This window comes from Neobacillus sp. S1115, assembly GCF_055385565.1.
Map to the genome: position 1 here is coordinate 4348800 of NZ_AP038275.1, position 14903 is coordinate 4363702.

At 39.8% G+C, this 14903-nt stretch carries 17 protein-coding genes; 2 read left to right on the forward strand and 15 right to left on the reverse strand.

Annotated elements, in window-relative coordinates; all coding sequences use genetic code 11:
* Positions 1-51: 51 nt before the first annotated feature.
* The 6 genes from ACZ5B7_RS21110 to ACZ5B7_RS21135 all read right to left on the reverse strand — a co-directional run bounded on the left by ACZ5B7_RS21110 (position 52) and on the right by ACZ5B7_RS21135 (position 6024).
* Positions 52-636, reverse strand: coding sequence for a YpmS family protein (locus ACZ5B7_RS21110; RefSeq protein WP_464490895.1), 585 nt, complete (start codon positions 634-636; stop codon positions 52-54).
* A gap of 5 nt (positions 637-641) precedes the next feature.
* Complete coding sequence (locus tag ACZ5B7_RS21115; RefSeq protein ID WP_464490896.1) at positions 642-1472, reverse strand: SGNH/GDSL hydrolase family protein; 831 nt, start codon at positions 1470-1472, stop codon at positions 642-644.
* 105 nt (positions 1473-1577) lie between these two features.
* Positions 1578-2156 carry an SCO family protein gene (locus ACZ5B7_RS21120; protein ID WP_378583805.1) on the reverse strand — a complete coding sequence of 193 codons (579 nt, stop codon included), beginning with the start codon at positions 2154-2156 and terminating at the stop codon, positions 1578-1580.
* Positions 2157-2234: 78 nt separating this feature from the next.
* Positions 2235-3392 (reverse strand): Ger(x)C family spore germination protein, encoded by a 1158-nt coding sequence (locus tag ACZ5B7_RS21125; RefSeq protein ID WP_464490897.1) that lies wholly within the window; start codon positions 3390-3392, stop codon positions 2235-2237.
* Positions 3376-4497 carry a GerAB/ArcD/ProY family transporter gene (locus tag ACZ5B7_RS21130; RefSeq protein ID WP_464490898.1) on the reverse strand — a complete coding sequence of 374 codons (1122 nt, stop codon included), beginning with the start codon at positions 4495-4497 and terminating at the stop codon, positions 3376-3378. The genes ACZ5B7_RS21125 and ACZ5B7_RS21130 overlap by 17 nt, the downstream gene beginning before the upstream one ends.
* 12 nt (positions 4498-4509) lie before the next feature.
* Positions 4510-6024, reverse strand: coding sequence for a spore germination protein (locus ACZ5B7_RS21135; RefSeq protein WP_464490899.1), 1515 nt, complete (start codon positions 6022-6024; stop codon positions 4510-4512).
* A 181-nt stretch (positions 6025-6205) separates the two neighbouring features.
* On the opposite strand from ACZ5B7_RS21135, the gene ACZ5B7_RS21140 reads away from it, so the two are divergent.
* Positions 6206-7105: an MBL fold metallo-hydrolase gene (locus tag ACZ5B7_RS21140; RefSeq protein WP_423798866.1), complete on the forward strand. Its 900-nt coding sequence runs from the start codon at positions 6206-6208 to the stop codon at positions 7103-7105.
* Between the two features lie 33 nt (positions 7106-7138).
* Here the strand turns inward: ACZ5B7_RS21140 and tatC are convergent, their stop codons facing one another.
* Positions 7139-7870 (reverse strand): twin-arginine translocase subunit TatC, encoded by a 732-nt coding sequence (gene tatC / locus ACZ5B7_RS21145; protein ID WP_464490900.1) that lies wholly within the window; start codon positions 7868-7870, stop codon positions 7139-7141.
* Between the two features lie 108 nt (positions 7871-7978).
* Positions 7979-8173, reverse strand: a complete 195-nt coding sequence (locus ACZ5B7_RS21150) for a twin-arginine translocase TatA/TatE family subunit (RefSeq protein WP_213145112.1) — start codon at positions 8171-8173, stop codon at positions 7979-7981.
* Positions 8174-8482: 309 nt separating this feature from the next.
* Between ACZ5B7_RS21150 and ACZ5B7_RS21155 the strand changes: the two genes are divergently transcribed.
* Positions 8483-8716 carry a hypothetical protein gene (locus tag ACZ5B7_RS21155; RefSeq protein WP_213145111.1) on the forward strand — a complete coding sequence of 78 codons (234 nt, stop codon included), beginning with the start codon at positions 8483-8485 and terminating at the stop codon, positions 8714-8716.
* A gap of 32 nt (positions 8717-8748) precedes the next feature.
* Here the strand turns inward: ACZ5B7_RS21155 and ACZ5B7_RS21160 are convergent, their stop codons facing one another.
* The 7 genes from ACZ5B7_RS21160 to ACZ5B7_RS21190 form a co-directional block, all read right to left on the reverse strand.
* The gene (locus ACZ5B7_RS21160; RefSeq protein WP_464490901.1) at positions 8749-9240 is read right to left on the reverse strand and encodes a dihydrofolate reductase; all 492 of its coding nucleotides are present in this window, start codon (positions 9238-9240) and stop codon (positions 8749-8751) included.
* Positions 9237-10031, reverse strand: coding sequence for a thymidylate synthase (locus tag ACZ5B7_RS21165; protein WP_423798873.1), 795 nt, complete (start codon positions 10029-10031; stop codon positions 9237-9239). Before ACZ5B7_RS21165 ends, ACZ5B7_RS21160 begins: the two co-directional genes overlap by 4 nt.
* 60 nt (positions 10032-10091) lie before the next feature.
* Positions 10092-10787 (reverse strand): anthrax toxin lethal factor-related metalloendopeptidase, encoded by a 696-nt coding sequence (locus ACZ5B7_RS21170; RefSeq protein ID WP_464490902.1) that lies wholly within the window; start codon positions 10785-10787, stop codon positions 10092-10094.
* Between the two features lie 117 nt (positions 10788-10904).
* The gene (locus tag ACZ5B7_RS21175) at positions 10905-11483 is read right to left on the reverse strand and encodes a TerD family protein (protein ID WP_464490903.1); all 579 of its coding nucleotides are present in this window, start codon (positions 11481-11483) and stop codon (positions 10905-10907) included.
* An 18-nt stretch (positions 11484-11501) separates the two neighbouring features.
* Positions 11502-12116, reverse strand: coding sequence for a TerD family protein (locus tag ACZ5B7_RS21180; RefSeq protein WP_423798876.1), 615 nt, complete (start codon positions 12114-12116; stop codon positions 11502-11504).
* A 20-nt stretch (positions 12117-12136) separates the two neighbouring features.
* Complete coding sequence (locus ACZ5B7_RS21185) at positions 12137-13243, reverse strand: toxic anion resistance protein (RefSeq protein ID WP_464490904.1); 1107 nt, start codon at positions 13241-13243, stop codon at positions 12137-12139.
* 3 nt (positions 13244-13246) lie between these two features.
* Complete coding sequence (locus ACZ5B7_RS21190) at positions 13247-14884, reverse strand: YceG family protein (protein WP_464490905.1); 1638 nt, start codon at positions 14882-14884, stop codon at positions 13247-13249.
* Positions 14885-14903: the final 19 nt, after the last annotated feature.

Below are 14903 nucleotides of genomic sequence, written 5' to 3' on the forward strand. Positions count from 1 at the left end.
GTTCAACTGGTCCGGCAAAATAACACAATATTTTCTCTGTCACGTAAAAGCTTAATCAACTGGCACCAAGATCGTAAAGGCGATTTGGTCCTTTTTTAAATCAAATTGGTCCACTTTAATTTTCAAATCACTTTTTAGCCTTAATTGCTGCATATGGACATAAATCAATTTGTCATTCGGTCTGATTTCGACACCTTCTGGAAGCTTATAATTATCTCCGATAAACTTTAGAACATAGGAAATGGGCAGAGGCAGACTTCCAACAGACATGGATTTCTGCTTTAGAACTAAATCCCCATTCTTTTGCGCATCAGGTTCAAATGTCAATTTCATTTTGACCTGTTCACTAAACACCGGAATACTACCATACAACTCCACCTCGTCTCCCAATAAAACACGATAAGCAACTGGGGAATCGGAAGACTCTTCATTTAAATAATGATTAATTAACTTATTCAAATCATATTTGTTTGATTTCACATGAAAGGAAACGTGGTCCCCTTTTATTGCCTTCATTTGAGTGCTTTTTTGATCCGCATCCGAGCCCGTACCCAACACAAGCGATAGGACGACAATCACGAATAAAAGGTTGATTCCCGCCAAGACTAGGAATCCAACTTTCCATTTGTTTTTCATAAGATTTAATTCTCCTCTGTACTAACCATATACGGCCTCCTGTCCAAATCAGGCAAGACCCGTTCTTCCATTGTTTCATTGAGCCGCTGGGCAATCAATTCATAGCCCTTATCATTGGGATGAAAATTATCAGTGAATAGGAGGTTTTCACTGCTGTTTAAAAATATATCTTCAATCGAAACGAAGTAAGCATTTGGATATTGTGATATGACCGATTGACCTGCTTGGTTCCACTCGGAAACAATCTGATCAAATTCCTCAATATCTGAAAACCACTTTGAAAAAGGATTATAAAGACCCACCAACACAATGGAGGCGTTTGGATTTTCCTTGACTATTGTCTCTATGATCTGAATCAAATGTTTACGATAGTTCTCCTTTTCATCCATAAAAACGGAATATTCAAGATTTGAGAGATGATCCCTGACCACCTTCATGATATCGTTGCCGCCAATAGTCAGAATAACCAAATCGGCCTTCTTTAAGATAGGCTTTATTTCAGGTGCCTTCAGCCTTTTCAGCAATTGAGTGGTCCGGTTTCCCTTCACCCCGTAGTTATAGAAATCTACATCCTTAATGCCTTTTTCATTTTCCAGCAATGTTTCTAAATAAGGCAAATAGCCGCCCTTACCTGTACTGTCGCCAACACCTTGTGTTAAGGAATCGCCTGCGGAGAGAACTGTTAAGGTGCGCGGAATAAAATCAGCTGGTACAGGTTCATAGACCGGTACAGCCGTTTGCTTTGCATGATGTAAATCCCATTCCCCAGTTTCGCTGCAAGAGCCCAGGAACAATACAGTGAGAATTAGAAGGGGGAAAAATTTATACATACCCATTCACCTGCCTTCTAAACTAATTTTATTATAACATGACCAAACTCATTCAAAACAAATCTATAAATACCCTCCTATTCCCAGAAAAAAATAGACCTGTAAAACGGTCTATTGCAGAATTTTTATATCCTGAATCATTTCATCAAACGGAACATCTTTATATAAATTATATGATTTTTTAATTTTTCCATCTGGACCTACCAAATAGACATAGGTCTGATGGATGACCTGATTTTCATTCTGAGGTTTTTTCACAAGCGTCTTGAATGTTTTCATGGCATAACCTTCAATAAACTGCTGAGAGTATCCGGTTAAAAAGGTCCAATTTGAAAAATCTGCCCCAAATTGGTTCGCATATCGAGTCAGTACTTCAGGAGTGTCAACGGTGGGATCAACGCTGAAGGAGACAAATTCGACATTCTTCAACCCTTCATCCTTAACCATTTTTTGAAGTTTTGTCATATTCGCAGTCATCGGTGGGCAAACATCTGCACAGCTTGTAAAAATAAAATCAGCAATCCAAATCTTTCCCTTTAAGTCCTTTAGTCCAACTGCTTTATTATCCTGATTCACCGCGGAAAAATCGGCTGCCTCCCAGTTTAGTGCATCCTTGATCTCCTTTTGTCCGCAAGCTGCAAGCAGCATACTAGAAATGACTAATAATATCATGACCAGTCGAAATTTCATTTAAACACACTACCTTCCTCTATTCCATCCGTGAATAGTTTAACAAAGTTTTAAAAAAGAGGAAAGGAAAAGCGTATTTTAATCTATTACTCCCGTTTTTACAATGGTAGTTTTCACATGCACTTCAAATTTAGCATTTTTATAAATACCTCTCCAATCTTTTGAAGTAACTTCTTTCCCGCGTATATGAGTAATATATTCATTTCCTATACCGACCGGGTCTACTCCTTTCTCTTGAAAAAAAACAAGCAAATCGTATATTTCCTTTTCCATTTTCTTTTCTATCTGTCCCTCGATGAATTTAATATTTTTGGCGCTTGTCAATTCGAGAGGCTCTGTTGATTCCAATAGCCTCGAAGCAAATTTAATCTCAATTCTAAATCGAAGGTTTTTCTTATCCACTAATTTTATTTTGGTATGACTTCGGATATTATCGATATTTAGAAATAATTTATTGTATACCGTCCGAAAACTCCGCCCCTCTTCTTCCTTAAATATACTCTTGAAGTCTGCTCGATTAAAACCCAATTCTTTTGTACCGGATTTATATTTATCCGCTAAAATTTTCAAGAAAAAAAGCTTATTAGTCGGCAATATTGCAACAAGCATGTCATCCTTAAAAAGGGCTGTGCCTGTAACGGTTACATCGCCATTCTCTACTTTAAGGATAGGTAAAACCGGGTCTTTTCCATTATCATGATAACCATGATTAAACTCCTGCAGGGTTGGTGAGAGCATCTGCTCACTTTCAACATTTTGCCTAATTAAATTATACAAATAAGTACCGAGATTAAGCTTTTCATTCTTCTTACCCACGTTAATGATAGACGAAGCTTCATCCTCCGCAATCGTCAAAAAAACCATAGTCCCTACAGTTGGGTCACGATTGAGCGTATCAACAAGATGATGAATTCCTTTCTTGGCAAGCTCCTTGCTGTACACGACACAGCGCAGCTGCCCTGAAACAAGCCTTTGGTCAGAGCGAAGATTTTGTTTCTGCCTTAAGGTTTTACTAGTATGGGCCTCTACTGAAATAACCTTAGTCACATTTCGAGCCAGTGCATCAAATTTATGGACGACCACCGTCCCCTTTATTGTATTTTTCCCATCCAGGTCATAGGCAACAGCCGTAATAAGCCCTAATTTCTCTAATTGCCTTTCCTCCACGCAGGAGGATAATAAAAAGGTGCAGGCTATCAACGATACAGCTATTTTCCATTTAAGACCCTTTGGCATGAATATTCTTCCCCTTAAAAAATCTTTTTTTGGCAGAAACAATAAAATATAAAAGTATCGGATAGCAAATTGCTGCATAAAAACCAAATTTCCCAATAATATCCGAAATAAGATTCATCTGATATCTTGCTTTGACAAATAATGAAGATACAAAGATTAAGCTGGCAAGAATCCAAAGCCCCCATTTTTGCTTTCCAGAAAATATACGTGAAAATCCTTTCGAGGCTGACCACAAATAAAAACACAAATTAGGCAGGATAATAAGCATCCAAAAAGAAACAGCGATAATTTCGAACCTTTCCAAATTGGGAAGGCGGACTATTTTGAACAACGATATAACAGGCCAAATGGTTTGTTCCAAACTTCCACCAGCATAATAAATTATCGAGACAAACGTAACAAGTGTAAAAATAAAGGCTGTATATGCATTGCCTATTTGGGAGAAGATTTGAGTTTTTTGTTTTTCTTTTATATATGGGTAGACAAATAGGACTAATTCCATCCCCATCATTGATAAGGAGGAATTATGAGCTCCTATAAGAATTTGTTCGATATCGGCATCTAATATCGGAAATATATGATTAATTTCCGAATGTTTTAAAGGAACGAATAGGACGAAAACCATCCATATAGTACCCATTACCGACAAAAAAGCGGTTCCTACAACCACCCTTATTCCCCCAAACACAGCATAAGCAGAAAGCATAAGCAACACTAACCCAAGCTGCCAGGTTGGAAGGTTCGGAAAAATCCACACCTGAACAATTTCTATATAATTCATATAAATCACAAAAAAGGCTGCCGTTAAATAAGTCATATAAACCAGGTTGAGGAAATTTCCTAGCCATTTTCCGAAAACATCAGCATGGATGCCATATAAATCGGCACTGTCATATTTCCCAAGCATTTTTACCATGAACCACAAGGCAACGCCTCCCAGCACCCCTGCCAAGAAAACAGAAATCCAGCCGTCATGGCCTGCATCTAAATAAACAATTCTTGGCAGGCCTACAAGTCCTACACCAATTTGGGTGGAGTGAACAATAAAAATGAGCAGGAATGCATGAACCTGCAATCCATCTCTTGGCTTAACATTCACCTCCATTTACATCGCCCTCTATTCATCTATATCTTTTTTTAGCTTTGCTTTTTTTTCCGAAAAACGCTCTTTGTCTAATGGTTTATTGGTCTGAGGACGTTTGGCAAGATATTGATAAGGCACAAGGAAAAAACTATATCCCAGATCTCGCCATTGCAAAGGATAAACTGGCGAAAGATATGGTTTGCCCAGTGTTTCCAGCCTTAGCAGATGAATGATAAAAAAACAAAATGCAACCATAATCCCAATTCCGCCCCAAATACCAGCAATTATGATAATTGGAAAACGAATCATTCTGATTGCCGTACCCATTAAATAACTTGGGGTTGTAAAGGACCCGAGAGCACTTAATGCAATCATAATAATTAAGATGTTACTGGTAAAACCGGCCTGAACGGCTGCTTGTCCGATGACAATACCACCCACGATACCGATGGTCTGGCCTACTTTTGTTGGCAGCCTGGCACCGGCCTCGCGAAGCAGCTCTATGACAAACTCTAGCAGCAATGTTTCAAAGACCGGTGGAAAGGGTACCTTTGACCTTGACTCACCCAATGTAACCAGCATGGGGGACGGTATAACTTCATAATGATAGGTCAGAACCGCAACATAGGCAGGTGTCAAAAGGACCGATAAAAAAAGCGCCGTCAATCGCAGGACCCGTAAGAACAGCCCCATATTCCACCGCATATAAACATCTTCGGTAGACTCAAAATAGGAGAAAAAGGTTGTGGGACCATAAAGGCAATCTGGACTTCTGTCCATTAGAACAGCCACTTTGCCCCTGTAAAGAGCAATGGATATCCGGTCCGGAAGCTCAGTCGTCATCAACTGTGGAAACACGGTCCAGCTGTTGTTTTCAATCAAATGTCCAAGAACGGTGTTACCGGGGACATAATCTATTTCAAGCTCACTGATCCTTTGTTTTAAGGTGGTGACAAGTTCCTCATCGGCAATTCCCTGTATGTAGACGAGTTTCGCTTTTGTTTTCACCCTTTTTCCCACTACAAGGTCCTGCATACAAAGGTTTGGGTCCTTTAAATTGTTTCTTAAGATATTCATGTTGCTGACAAGGGACTCCGTAAACGAAATCTTCGGGCCATAAACGTTTGATTCCGTTTCTGGCTTCTCCACTCCACGTTCAACCGTCTTGCTGAGATTTGTTAATAGACCATACGGGTCCCCTTCCACATATATATAAACATTACCTTCAATCAGCCCGCTGATAATTTCACTCAGTTGATTGGTTACTGTCAAGACCGATAATGGCAGAACCTGCGTGAATCCTTGGACAGACCATTCAATCTTCTCATTATTTTGAATCGGTGCAAGAATAAATTCATCCAAGCTACTCTTGTCAATGAGGCTTTCTAAAAAACAAAAGACGATTCTATTACCGTTTTTCTTCAGATGACGAAAGGTAATATCCGAATAGAGGAGTTCGTTTTTTAATTGCTCTTTTAATTCATCGATATATAAGCTATGGGCTTTAAGTTCTTCCTGTGACTTACTCTCTTTTTTCCATTTGAACATATTCCAGCACCTATTGTTGTCAGTTTATCTTATTTTTTCCAAATAATTATTTTTTACCCAAATTCCAAAGCAGTCTGAATGATAAAAAAAATTTTGAGAAGAACAAAATATTGTGGTATTATGAATGAGTATTCATTCATCGGTGAAAATTGCGAATTTTGGAAATAGATAGAAAAGGAGAGTGAACTCATTGAATCGAATTGGCCCTATTATCATAGTGGAAGGTCCAAATAGCAGCAAAGTCCCTTTCTCACGGAGCTTGTATATCGACTGCGAGGAAAAGGTGCTAATTGACAGTGGAGCAGAGGCAAAAGCTCTTCTTGAACTGGACCACGAAAAAGGAATTGATCTCATCATTAATACTCATTACCATCCTGACCATACCCTACATAATCACCTGTTCCGAGATGCGACCAAACTTATAAATAAGATAGAATTTGAGACATCCAGGTCAGTGGAAGGAATTGCCCATGCCAATGGAGTCTATCAAGAGTGGGGTTATAAAGGTGTGGAAGCATGGAAAAAAACTCTTCCACAGGAATGGGTTCAAAATCTTGGGGGTTTTTCAGGAACATATGAATACGAGACAGAATATGTATTTGATGATGTAAAAGTAGTGTTTTTGCATACTCCCGGACATACAAGCGGCCTGGCCTGCCCATACTTTCCGGAGCTTGGGGTCGTGTTTGCTGGCGATTATGATATGACCACCTTTGGTCCATGGTATAACGGGACTGATGGTAATATTGAGGATTTCATCAATTCAGGCAAACGGCTTCTGTCTCTCGATGCCGATACTTACATTACAGGCCATCAAAAAGGGATTTTTACGAAAGCGGAATTTACAGAAGCCATGGATAAATTCCTTGCGGTGATTAATCGCCGGGATGAGATAATCGAAGACTTTATCCAGCAGGGTTTGAGTTTTGAAGAAATAACTAAAATTGGGATATTTTACCCCAAAAGTTCTCTTGCCAATCCACTTCTAAATACATGGGAGCGAAGCGGCATCCGCAAGCACCTAAGGCGACTTGGTTATTCAGTTGAAGAAAAAGCAGCTGAAATTATTAAATTAAAATAGAATGGTCCATGGACCATTCTATTTTAATTTGATTTAATTAACTTCTACCAATTCTTCTTGTGCTTTCTTCAGCTTTTTTCGATATACAAATTTAGATAGATTAATGCTGACTTCATAAAGAAGCAATAGGGGCAATGTCACGACGAAATCAGACATAAAATCTGGAGGTGTTATAACAACTGCTATGATAATTAAGACAAAATAAGCATATTTACGAACCTTTGTCAGCACAAATGGATTAATAATTCCAAGTGAGGTTAAAAACATAACTACAACTGGTAGTTCAAACAACACTCCAAACGGCAGCGTCATATTTAAGATAAAACTGAAATAGCGTTCAGCCGTAAAATTGGTCACAAACATATCTTGGCCAATGTTCACCAAAAAGTTAAGAACCATCGGAAAAATGGCAAAATAGCCAAACGCAAGACCAGCAATAAATAAAATAAACAAGGCCGGAACATATGACAACGTAATTTTTCTTTCAATCGGTTTCAAGGCAGGCTTGACAAACAGCCATATTTGCAGCGCCAGCACTGGAATTGTCCCTGCAATCGCGACGACTCCGGCGAGCATGAAATAAATCCACATAATATCACTTGGACCGAGCACCAAGAGCTTTGTACTGCCGACAAACCATTTATAAATATCATCAACATAAATAAAGCCGACTATAAAAAAGACCACAAAAGCCAGCGCCGAGATAATGATCCGTTTTCGTAATTCCTCTAAATGATCAACTAACTGTAATTCTTTATCTTCCATGTGTTTCCCCTGCCAATTTCAATGGTAGTTCTTAATTAACCAGTTTTCTCTCGTTATAATAGTTTTAAAACTGAGAAGAAAAAGGTGCAAGACACAAAATCTTACACCCTATTTGCTCAATTTTTCCTTTTCTTCCTTGATGTCTTCCATTACATCGTCAGTAAGTTCACGAGTTGACTTTTTGAATTCTTTTAACGTTTGTCCAAAGGCACGGCCAATTTCCGGTAGTTTTTTCGGTCCAAAAATAATCAGTGCAAGTGTTAAAATAAGGATTAAACCCGGTACGCCAATATTAGAAAACATAATTTACAGCCCCTTTGAAATAAAGTAACCTCTTAAGATGATTATAGTATTGAATAATCATTTTGGGATAATTATTTGCAATAATTCATATTAAATTCACAATATCCACTAAAAATAACATAACTGTGATATTTCGCATTTAATATATCAACTCTATAAAAATTTAACAATAACATCAATTGAAGTCAACGTTCTTTTTTTAGATTAAATTTTTAAAATATTTTGACAATTATTAGAATTTTGCATATAATTGGTACATTAAAACATATACTTATGAAAAATTTAGTTAACAAAAAGGATGTGAGTGGGATGGAATTTTCTCTTTTTAGTTTTGACGGTGCCCTCCCAGTCGAGGTAACAATTGACGATGACAATGGAAGGTATACCATTCGGAAAAGTGATCGGAGCGGTGAATATTTTAACAGTCCAAAAGAATTAATTGCTTGGATTAAGGCACATTTCCATGAGGAAGAATTCTGCCATCCACACGAATTCCGAGGAATGTTAGCAAAACTATCTGAGTATGAATTAAACGGATATTAAAAGCATCAGCCGCAGCTGATGCTTTTTATTTTTTAAACCACTCTTCGGTCATAAATTCTAAACTCATAATCGTAGGGATTTTTTTCGTCCTTTATACCTTTTTCGGAGGAAACAAGTACCCAGTCATTCTCGTCGAATTCCGGAAAAAACGTGTCACCGGCAAATTCCTCGTTAATAAAGGTAATGTAAAGACGATCGGCAAAAGGGAACGTCTCTTTAAAAATTTCTGCCCCGCCGATGACAAAAATTTCGTCGCGTTGCTCCCTGCTGTAGCCAACGAATTTTTCAACGGAGGTAAAGACGGTACATTCCTCAGGCCGATATTCTGTTTGCCTGGTTATAATGATGTTCTCCCTTCCTGGAAGGACGCGGCCGATTGATTCATGTGTCTTACGCCCCATTGCAATCGGATGCCCCATGGTTACTCGCTTAAAGAATTTTAAATCATCAGGCAGGTGCCATGGCAGCTGATTATTTTTGCCAATGACCCGGTTTTGGTCCATTGCGACAATAAAGGAAATCATACGCTGACGACTCCTTTGATATGCGGATGCGGATCATAGTTTTCTAACGTAAAGTCCTCAAATTTGAAGGAAAAAATGTCCTTAACTTCAGGATTGATTTTTAGTTGCGGCAATGGTCTCGGGTCTCTTTCCAGCTGCAGTTTTACTTGCTCCAGATGATTTTGGTAGATATGAACATCCCCAAAAGTATGGACAAACTCACCTGGCTTTAAGCCGCAAACCTGAGCAATCATCATTGTCAGCATGGCATAGGAGGCAATATTAAAAGGCACTCCAAGGAACACATCGGCTGAGCGCTGATAAAGCTGGCAGGATAATTTTCCATCCGCCACATAAAATTGGAACATACAATGGCATGGAGGCAAAGCCATTTTATCAATTTCTGCCACGTTCCACGCATTGACAATTAATCTTCTGGAATTGGGATTCGTTTTAATTTGCTCGATTAACTCACTGATTTGGTCAACCGTTTGGCCGTCGGCGCCTGTCCAGGAACGCCATTGATGACCGTAAACAGGACCCAGCTCGCCGTTTTCATCGGCCCATTCATTCCAGATTCTAACTCCGTTATCTTGAAGGTATTTAACGTTTGTATCACCATTTAAAAACCATAAAAGTTCATAAATAATGGATTTTAGATGAAGTTTTTTAGTTGTCATAAGAGGAAAGCCTTCCTCTAAATTAAACCTCATTTGATAGCCGAATGTGCTGATCGTTCCGGTGCCTGTGCGGTCGCCCTTAACTGTTCCATGCTCAAGCACATGCTTGCATAGGTCTAGATATTGTTTCAAATTGGACACTCCCCTAATCGGTTTTCATATTTTTTCATTTTAACATAAATATGGAGCAGATTAGAAAAGGTTTTCTAAAAATTTATAAGTGTTCGGAGCCTTCAATTTTATTTGAGCTCTAGTTTCAGAATTTAAAAAATACATCGAAAAGGCTTCAGCAAAATATTCTTCCGGGTATTCAAAATAGCTTTTGCCCGGGAACAATTTCTCGTGCTCGTTTTCCATCAGTATTTTAAATTCCTTTGTTTGGCTTATATTATTTAAAATAATATGATCGATGGAGTGCGCCATTTCGTGCAGTTCCAGGTTGACGGAACCGTGTCCCTTGCCTTTATCACTTGCCCCGATCTTGACCAAGACGACCTTCCCGCCGCCGATGCCAGGGACATCATCCCACGTTGTATTCGTCGGATAGCCCCGTGGGATTTTTCCTTTTAGCTGCCTTGCTGCTGGATTATCGGTAAGCTTTCCGGTAAAAAGTTTTAGGTTAATACCATTTTGATATATTTTACTTAATAAAGATTTCGGTAAGGAACTAAACCTGTTTATTATTTTTGCAGCCTCTTTTTCGTCAAAAGGCTGCAGCGGTAAAATAATAATTTGGTTAACATTATTAGAAGATATTTTAATAGATTCATAGAGCTGTGAATTTTTTGGAAAATCAGTGATCCGCATGCCCTTAATCGATGCTTTTGATGTCGTTACAGAAACTAAGGACAAGGTGACAATCAAAAAAAATATAACCCATTTACGCATGTTCATCCCTCATCTAGTAAGTATATTACTAGGATTATAACATGGAAATAGGGTTAAAGATTTGTACATTTTAGCAAAAATAGCCGCCAGGACATCCCCTGGCGGCTTCCTTTCATACTATACTTGCAGCCCGAAATTACGGCAAAGTGAAGCGAGTCCGCCTGCAAAGCCGCTGCCTACGGCATTGAATTTCCAATCTCCATTATGACGGTACAGCTCGCAAATGACGACAGCAGTTTCAACGGAAAAGTCTTCACCAAGATCGAACCTTAGGATTTCACGGCCTGTATCTTCATCGACAACACGGGCAAAGGCGTTGCTTACTTGACCAAAATTTTGATTTCGCATTTCAGCATCATGAATCGTTACAGTAATCGCAATGCGATGGACGTGGGCAGGTACCTTGCTGAAATCAATCTTTATTTGCTCATCATCGCCATCGCCTTCACCGGTTCGGTTGTCGCCTGTGTGCTCAACCGCCCCTGAAGGATCGGTTAAATTATTATAAAAGACAAAATCCATATCATTTGTGACCCGGCTGTTTGCATCCGTTAAGAATGCTGATGCATCCAAGTCAAAATCGTGGCCGCCATGATAGCGGTTCGTATCCCAGCCAAGGCCGATAATCACTTTGGTTAAGCCAGGATTGGTTTTTGTCAGATCAATTCTTTGACCTTTTGCTAAGTTAATTCCCACAAGTATCACCTCACAAAATTAGCTATAGGAACGAACAACTTCACTCAAGGAAGCAGCGTTGGTGCCGCTGCCGATAGCAGCAAACTTCCACTCATTGCCGTGGCGGTAGATCTCACCTGTTACTAAGCAAGTTCTGCCACTGTAGTCATCAGTCAAATTATAATGAATTAATTCTTGATGATTGCCCGGATTCACGACTCTAATAAATGCATTGCGGATCATCCCAAAGTGCTGCTTCCGCTTCACGCAGTCATATATATTTACCACGAAAACAAGCTTCTCAATATTCGAAGGGACCCTGCTTAAATCAATCATGACCTGCTCATCGTCGCCGTCTCCATCGCCAGTTAAATTGTCCCCGGAGTGCTGGACAGATCCGTCAGCGCTCTTTAAATTTCCAAAGTAAATAACATCTTTGTTATTCTGCAGGCGGTCACCCGCACCTAACATAATAACGGAAGCATCACAGTCAACATTCGGGGCACTGCCGCCGCCAAACAAAGAACCGAAGAAGCCGCCTCCTCCTCCGCTGCTTTGAACTGGATCCCAGCCCAATCCTACCACAATTTTAGTCAAACCAGGGTTGCCTTTTGTTAAGTCAACTCTTTGTCCTTTTTGTAAATTAATTGCCATGTCTATCACCTCATAAAATTTTAGTATTGCTGTTTTATTTTCTTAAAATTATCCTGCAGCTGCTCCAATCGTCTTGTGCCTTCCTGGCGCAGACGTCTATTTTCCTCTTCAATGGCCTTTGTTTCCTGCAGGCCTTTGAGAATGATATTCCAAGATTCTTCAATGGTTTCGATTTTAATGCTTGGGCCTCCTGCAAGTCTTGCAATATCGGCACTTTGCTGCGAAATATTCTGGGCGTTTCTGAGCAGCATCTCATTGGTACGCCGGTCAAGCTCGCTCATCGAATCAGCAACTAGCTTTTGCCTTTTGGCGGCCACTGCCTGGATTAAGCCATTTTTAAAAATCGGGATTGTGGTTACAAAAGCAGAATTGATTTTTCCTATTAATTTCGTATTTCCACGCTGCAGCATACGGATTTGCGGCGCCGTTTGCAGGGCAACCATTTTCGCCATTTCCAAATCGTAAATCCGCTGCTCCAATAATTCGATGGCATTCTTTAATGAATCCAGCTGCATGGAAGAAAGCTGATCACCAGAAGCAGCACGGGCTTCAAGCTGCGGCAACTGATTATTTTTTAAATCCTCAACCTTCAATTCGCCGGCAACTACATATTTCTCAAGCGTTAAATAATATTGGTAGTTTTGCTCGTACATGGACTCAAGCATGTTGGTGGAATCAACCATTTCAGAACGGTACTTGGATATTTCCACATACACCTTGTCAATTTCCGAGCCCATCGTCTGATATTTGCCAAACAGCTTTTCAACCACTTTTTCGCCCTTTTTAAAAAGTTTAGAGAACAAGCCTCCTGAGGACTTTTGAAAATCCTTCGGATCGAATTTATCCATAATGCGTCCAAGCTGTTTTAACAGTTCGCCGGAATCCTCCACTTTAGTTGTCCGCATGTTGCTTAAGATTTGGTCAGAAAATCGGGAAATTTGCACGGCAGGTTCTTTTCCGAATTCAAGTACCTGAATTTGGTCGCGTTCGTCAATCGAACTAGCAAGGTTTTGGATTTCCGGTTCCTTGCGAAGGGCAAGCTTAATGTCTGAGACTTTTTTTTCCGTCAGCATGTCCTCGGCAGGCTGCGGGGTAACATCACTGGATGGATTTGGTGTTAAATTCATGCTTTAATCTCCCCTTAAATTTTTTAAAATGCCATGAAAAAGACCTTTTTTAAATAAAGACGGTTCTTTATATTCCAAGTCAAAAACCATATCATCAAGCCAGTGGATATCGAAATTAATTGAATCAAGGTAATTTTCAATGTCATTATGTCCAGTTGGATTGTAAAGGATGATATCAATTCCAAATTGATTCAAGAGCAGCAGTAAAACCGCATCGGACCGCGACAGCATCCCTGTTGTTTCATTATTAAAAATGATTAATTTTGGGACCTCCTGCGAGTAATCAAATTTTTCGATTAGCTGAATGATGTTCTTGGGCATAAACATCGCCTGAGTGAAGAGAAATACTTTCAGCTCCTCGATGCCTTCCATTGCCAAAGGCTTTAGATCCGGCTTTTCGCACAATTTTTTAACTGCTGCCGCGATTCCTTTTTGCAGCCCTGCCGGCAAAAAGGAATAAGGCCAGTAGTGAGCCTGCATCATTTTTTCCGGAACGACCAAACCATCATTGCCGAGCGCGTTTCGATAATGAAACCGAAAATCACTGGTGCTAGGGATGGTCATTGGGAGCCTGCGGATAAGCAGCGTATTTTCCAATTGACTTAACGAATGAAGGCGGTCCCAATATTCTTTTCTGTTTTTGCTGACACCTTGTATTTTGGCAAAGAGTGACGGAATCTGAACTTTTCCATCCCTTACTTCAAAATCAGGGCGAATCATTGCCGCTTCTTTACTGAGAATATATAGCTCATCATAAGTAGTTCGAAGCGTGATTGAAGAAGGGGTATAGTCCCTTAGCTGCCAAGGCTTGTAAAGACCTGACCCTTCCTGATTAAGAATGTTTTCAATTTCTTTGGATGCCCGGTAAGCAACGGTTGCTTTACGGGTCCGCTTCTCAGTAGGAAAGGGCTCGGCCGGAAGGTTTTGCTCAAATTGATGAGTAAAAACGGACTCCTTAAGTAACCCTTCTAAAGCATTCTTGCCTTCCGGATGGAAAAAGATAATGTCACAGCCAAGCTGGATTAAATAAAATAGAAAATACTGATGACTCTTTTTGAAATCGCCATACCATAAAAACCTCGGCATTTCCCTTTGCGGGTCTGCTGCTTTGAGTGCCGGCCGAAGATGATTAATGGTCCATTTTACGATATCAACGAGAACACGCCTCAGGTCCGGATTTTTGATTCCTTCCCTTTCAAGGAAGTCAAATAATTCAAGGGTAGTAATCATTGCTTCCCGCAATTTCCGATGAATGACCGGGTCTTTTGATTTTAATAACAGCTGTTCCCCTTCCAAAAAAGCGGTGAAACGGTTAATCGACAGCTTTTGTTCATGATTAATGTTAATCACCTTTTGGATGGATTGGAAGTGGGCATTGTTAATAGATTTATCGAGAGAATCGTCACTTAATAAGTGTAAATTTAAATCTGGCGTATGGACGTATTCGAAAAGCTGATTATAATATTCATCTGTGTCAAATGGTATTCCAAGGAAAATCCCAACAACTTGGCCGATTTGAATGGTCCCATTCTCGATTGAAAAATTGGGTCGCTCGGGCAGCATCTTTTGGAGCATGCCGAGCCAATTTTCATATGAAAGGGCTAAAGGCCTGGGATTTAAATGATTTAAAGGTGGATGCATCGTAGTCCCTTCCTTTGAA

Excerpts from the sequence above, each read along its gene's own strand:
- ACZ5B7_RS21110 (WP_464490895.1), bottom strand. The coding sequence starts at position 636 with ATGAAAAACAAATGGAAAGTTGGATTCCTAGTCTTGGCGGGAATCAAC.
- ACZ5B7_RS21115 (WP_464490896.1), bottom strand. The coding sequence starts at position 1,472 with ATGGGTATGTATAAATTTTTCCCCCTTCTAATTCTCACTGTATTGTTC.
- ACZ5B7_RS21120 (WP_378583805.1), bottom strand. The coding sequence starts at position 2,156 with ATGAAATTTCGACTGGTCATGATATTATTAGTCATTTCTAGTATGCTG.
- ACZ5B7_RS21125 (WP_464490897.1), bottom strand. The coding sequence starts at position 3,392 with ATGCCAAAGGGTCTTAAATGGAAAATAGCTGTATCGTTGATAGCCTGC.
- ACZ5B7_RS21130 (WP_464490898.1), bottom strand. The coding sequence starts at position 4,497 with ATGGAGGTGAATGTTAAGCCAAGAGATGGATTGCAGGTTCATGCATTC.
- ACZ5B7_RS21135 (WP_464490899.1), bottom strand. The coding sequence starts at position 6,024 with ATGTTCAAATGGAAAAAAGAGAGTAAGTCACAGGAAGAACTTAAAGCC.
- tatC (WP_464490900.1), bottom strand. The coding sequence starts at position 7,870 with ATGGAAGATAAAGAATTACAGTTAGTTGATCATTTAGAGGAATTACGA.
- ACZ5B7_RS21150 (WP_213145112.1), bottom strand. The coding sequence starts at position 8,173 with ATGTTTTCTAATATTGGCGTACCGGGTTTAATCCTTATTTTAACACTT.
- ACZ5B7_RS21155 (WP_213145111.1), top strand. The coding sequence starts at position 8,483 with ATGGAATTTTCTCTTTTTAGTTTTGACGGTGCCCTCCCAGTCGAGGTA.
- ACZ5B7_RS21160 (WP_464490901.1), bottom strand. The coding sequence starts at position 9,240 with ATGATTTCCTTTATTGTCGCAATGGACCAAAACCGGGTCATTGGCAAA.
- ACZ5B7_RS21170 (WP_464490902.1), bottom strand. The coding sequence starts at position 10,787 with ATGCGTAAATGGGTTATATTTTTTTTGATTGTCACCTTGTCCTTAGTT.
- ACZ5B7_RS21180 (WP_423798876.1), bottom strand. The coding sequence starts at position 12,116 with ATGGCAATTAATTTACAAAAAGGACAAAGAGTTGACTTAACAAAAGGC.
- ACZ5B7_RS21185 (WP_464490904.1), bottom strand. The coding sequence starts at position 13,243 with ATGAATTTAACACCAAATCCATCCAGTGATGTTACCCCGCAGCCTGCC.
- ACZ5B7_RS21190 (WP_464490905.1), bottom strand. The coding sequence starts at position 14,884 with ATGCATCCACCTTTAAATCATTTAAATCCCAGGCCTTTAGCCCTTTCA.